Annotated in this window: 1 protein-coding gene and 1 tRNA gene; one reads left to right on the top strand and one right to left on the bottom strand. The window is 70.6% G+C overall.

Annotation, left to right across the window (positions count from 1 at the left end):
• Positions 1-34: 34 nt before the first annotated feature.
• Positions 35-111: transfer RNA gene (locus tag RIF68_RS35720), tRNA-Pro, on the bottom strand.
• Positions 112-344: 233 nt separating this feature from the next.
• Between RIF68_RS35720 and RIF68_RS35715 the strand changes: the two genes are divergently transcribed.
• On the top strand, positions 345-1,574 hold the full coding sequence (locus tag RIF68_RS35715) for a M28 family peptidase (RefSeq protein ID WP_309055780.1): 1,230 nt from the start codon (positions 345-347) through the stop codon (positions 1,572-1,574).
• Positions 1,575-1,826: the final 252 nt, after the last annotated feature.

Genomic DNA, 1,826 nt, shown 5'->3' with positions numbered 1-1,826 from the left:
GCCCCGGACCGACTGGTCCGGGGCCTTTCGCTGGTGGTCGGGATGACAGGATTTGAACCTGCGACCTCGTCGTCCCGAACGACGCGCGCTACCAAGCTGCGCCACATCCCGTGAAGCATCCGGTCTCAGCCGGAAACAACTGCTCCATCATAGCCATCCGGCCGGGCGGGTGGGAAATCGGGTGCCCGCGGCCGTGTCGCAGCGCGGCGACGGATGACCTGCCGATCATTGACCGGAGCCCCGGCCCGTGCTTGTGTGATCGCACAGTACCGTCAATCCGCGGCGCACGTCGCGAGAGACGTCCACCGAGGGCGCGGACGGTGCCAGGTCCCGAGGGAGGGGTCGTGCGTCGACGAGCACTCAGCAGAGGGCTCGCCCCGGCCGTGCTGGCAGTGGCTCTCCTCCTCCCGGCCCAAGTCCCCGCCGCGGCCCTTCCGGCCGGGCGCGACGGCGCCGCCTCGACGGAGGAGATTACCCGGGCCGTCACCGCCGAGCAGCTGGAGGGTCACCTGCGGGCCTTCCAGGACGCCGCGGACGCCCACGGCGGCAACCGTGCCGCCGGCACCGACGGCTACCGGAGGAGCGTCGACCACGTCGTGGAGCGGCTGCGGGCCGCCGGCTATCACCCTCGGGTACAGGCCTTCACGTTCCCGTACGGCGAGGACCACGACCACGAGCACGGCGAGGACACGTCCTCGGAGCGCCGCGTGACGTACAACGTCCTGGCGGACACGGCCACGGGTGACCCGGACAGCACCGTGCTGGTCGGCGCGCACCTGGACAGCGTGCCGGAGGGCCCCGGACTCAACGACAACGGCTCCGGCGCCGCAGGCGTCCTCGCGGTGGCCGAGGCCCTGGCCGGCACCGGCACGCAGAACACGGTGCGCTTCGCCTGGTGGGGCGCGGAGGAATTGAACCTCAACGGCGCCGACCACTACCTCTCCGATCTCCGGGCCAATGACCCCGGGGCGTTCGAGGACATCGCGATGTACCTGAACTTCGACATGATCGGCTCCCCGAACTACGGGCGCTTCGTCTACGACGGCGACACGTCCGGCAATGGCTGGCACGACGACTCCATCGAGGCGCCGGACGGATCGGACGCCATCGAGGTGGCGTTCGAAGGCTACTTCGAGTCCGAGGCGGTGGCTTTCGACGAGGTGCCGATCGACGACGGCAGCGACCACCTCGTGTTCGCCGAGGCCGGGATCCCCGTGGGCGGGCTCTTCACCGGCGACACGGGCGAGAAGACACGGCGGCAGGTGGACCGGTACGGGGGCCGGGCCGGCGCGGACTACGACCCCTGCTACAACGCCGCCTGCGACGACCTGGACAACGTCGACCTCCAGGTCCTCGAGGACATGAGCGACGCCACGGCCGCGGTCGTCCTGGGCTTCGCATCGTCCACCATCGACGACGGGGCGCCACTCCGTCCCCCGGACGGGTGGCCTCGCCGCAGCGCGCTCGAGGAGCTCCGGCCGGTACTCACAGGCCTCGTGGCCTTGAGTGTGGTCGCCGCGATGGCCGTCGGAGTGGCCGTCGCCGTGCGGCGCCGCGCCCGCGGGCGCGGGTGAGCTTGGCCCGCTGTTGTCGTCCCCCAAGTAGTGGACAAAAGTTATTGACCGGTCGGTAACCTATTTGTGAGCATGTGCAAATCCGAGTCATTCCTCGATGACTGTGAACCGCGTCACGGCCGGGTTACCTCCCGGCCGCCGCTCACCTGGAGGTTCCATGCCCGTCCGCAAGCCCAGCCACTGGATCACCGCGGCCGCCCTGGCCGGCGCCCTGACCCTCACGGCGACCAGTGCCGTCGCGGCCCCCACCCG

Origin of the sequence: Streptomyces sp. (assembly GCF_031178505.1) — a bacterium.
Lineage (GTDB): Bacteria > Actinomycetota > Actinomycetes > Streptomycetales > Streptomycetaceae > Streptomyces > Streptomyces gulbargensis.
This window is presented reverse-complemented; position numbering and strand designations above follow the sequence as displayed.